The 2,260-nt window shown below is 67.7% G+C and carries 2 protein-coding genes and 1 pseudogene; 2 read left to right on the top strand and 1 reads right to left on the bottom strand.

Annotated elements, in window-relative coordinates:
- Nucleotides 1–821, top strand: an 821-nt coding sequence (locus WBV89_RS15700; RefSeq protein WP_423982288.1) for an AMP-binding enzyme, incomplete at its 5' end; no start/stop codon positions are given.
- Between the two features lie 4 nt (nt 822–825).
- On the top strand, nt 826–1,707 hold the full coding sequence (locus tag WBV89_RS15695; RefSeq protein WP_423982287.1) for an NAD(P)H-dependent flavin oxidoreductase: 882 nt from the start codon (nt 826–828) through the stop codon (nt 1,705–1,707).
- A 33-nt stretch (nt 1,708–1,740) separates the two neighbouring features.
- Here the strand turns inward: WBV89_RS15695 and WBV89_RS15690 are convergent.
- Nucleotides 1,741–2,260: pseudogene (locus tag WBV89_RS15690) on the bottom strand (hypothetical protein); the annotation flags it as partial.

The raw sequence follows: 2,260 nt of genomic DNA, 5'->3' as shown, positions 1-2,260 counted from the left end.
CGGTGTCTCGGTTCTGGGAAGTGTCCCTGCGTCATGGCTGCACCGACACGTTCTTCCAGCCGGTGATGACCACGCTGGCGGCCGACCCGATTCCGGCACACAGCTACAACAGTTGGATCACGGGGCTCGAGATCCCGGCCGCCGAGGAGACGTTCGGCGTTCGCATCCAGTCGTCGTGGGGCATGACCGAGGTGGTCACCAGTGTGCTGATCAATGATCCGGCGGCGCCGAGCGTCGAGGGATCGATCGGCCGGGTCAGCCCCGAGTACTCGATCAGAGTCGTGTCGTTGGACACGGGCGAGGATGCCGACGAGGGCGAGTTGAGAGTGGCCGGCGTGCGCGGGCTGTCGCTCTTCGCCGGCTATCACCGCAATCCCGAAGCGACCGCCGAGGGGTTCGACGAGCGGGGCATGTGGTGCACCGGTGACCTCGTGCGGCTGCTGCCGAGCGGTGACGTGCAGTTCGTCAGCCGCAACAAGGACATGCTGCGTGTCGGTGGCGAGAACGTCGCGGCGGCCGAGATCGAGCGGGTGCTGATGGAACATCCAGCGGTGAGCGCAGCGGGCGTGGTCGGGCACCCCGACCAGTTCCGCGGCGAGGTCGCCGTCGGCTTCGTGGTCGCCGCCGGAGTAGCCGACGACGCCGACTCGCTGGCCGCCTTCGAAGCCGAGGTCATCGCGCACTGCACCGAGCGACTGGCCGGCTTCAAGGTGCCGCGCCGAGTACACCTGATCGCCGAGATGCCGGAGTCACTCATCGGCAAGATGTCCAAGAAGATCCTTGCCGAGCAGGCCCTCGCCCTCGGCCTCGGCGACGCCTGACGTTGTGACCGGAGACGTCGCCAGGTTCGACGAGGTGATCGCCTCGCTCCGACTGCCGGCGGTGGCGGCTCCGATGACCTTCATCTCCACGCCCGAGCTGGTTGCCGCGGCATGCGCCGCAGGGATCATCGGCTCGTTCCCCACCAGCAATGCGTCCTCCGTCGCCGAACTCGACGAATGGTTCGACCAGATCGAGTCCCGACGAGCTCGTGCGGAGCGCACTCCGGGGCCCATCGCCGCCAACCTGATCGTCGGCAAGCAGAACACCCGGCTCGACGATGACGTCGACTGCGTGGTGCGGCACCGGCCGGCGATGGTCATCACCAGTGTCGGCAGCCCGGCCCCGGTGATTCCCGCGCTGCAGGTCGCCGGATGCCTGGTGTTCGCCGATGTGGCGTCCGAGGCCCACGCTCACAAGGCGTTGGAAGCGGGAGCCGACGGCCTGGTGTTGTTGTCCGCTGGCGCCGGCGGCCACACCGGATGGGCCAACCCGTTCGCGTTCGTGCGAGCGGTGCGGGCCTTCTTCGCCGGTCCGCTGGTGTTGACAGGCGGGATGAGCGACGGAGCGTCGCTGTGGGCTGCGCAGTGCGCAGGCTTCGACCTGGCCATGTTCGGTACCCGTTTCATCGCCACTGACGAAAGCGCGGCTCCGTCCGCGTGGCGCGACGCGCTGGTCGCTGGAACCATGGACGACATCTCGCTCGCCACCGCCCCCAACGGAGTCGTGGCGAGTGTTCTGGGCGACAACGCCGGCAGCGCCGGCCACACGGTGTCCGCCGTCCATGGTCAGCAGAGCGTGGCCGCACTGGTCGACGAGATCGAAACCGGCTGGCACCAGGCCCAGGCCGACACCCGCCAACTCCTCGATCTCGAACCACAGCTGTGACTGGAGGTGCGCAGGACCGCCAGTCCGCGTTCCCTACCCCATGGCGAAGTCGTGGATGAGCTCGGCAAGCTCGGCGACCATCTCGGCCTGTGCCTTCGGGTCCATGTAGTGCGTGGCGTCGAACTCGTGGTGTCCGGTAAACCGATCGCCGAGGGCCTCTTCCCACTGCCGGAGGTAGTCCGGGTGGGCCCGATGGTCGCCGGCCTGACGAATGCTCAGGACCGGAATGGTTGTGCGCGCCACATCGGCGGGCCCGTCGGCCTGGCTGACATCGGTCGCCCACTGACTGAGCCACGACCGCAGACTCGTGAAGCGACCGAGTCCGTTGCCGGCTTCGTTGGCCTCGCGAATCTTGTCGACATCGCCTCCGAAATCGCTCGTCTCGGCGAACATAAACGGGTCGGCGTTGGTGCGATGCACGATGAACGCCTCGTCGGCATTCGGGCCATACATGGCTTCCAAGGTGGCGAGCCGCTCGCGCACCCAGTTCGTGATGCGCTCCATCCGTGCGGCCTGCGCGGCGCGGATGCGGGCCACGAACTCGTCGCTGAAC

The organism is Ilumatobacter sp., from assembly GCF_049588435.1.
In the GTDB taxonomy this organism is placed as follows: Bacteria; Actinomycetota; Acidimicrobiia; order Acidimicrobiales; family Ilumatobacteraceae; genus Ilumatobacter_A.
The sequence above is the reverse complement of the archived record's forward strand: the minus strand, read 5'-3'. Positions and strand labels throughout refer to the sequence as shown.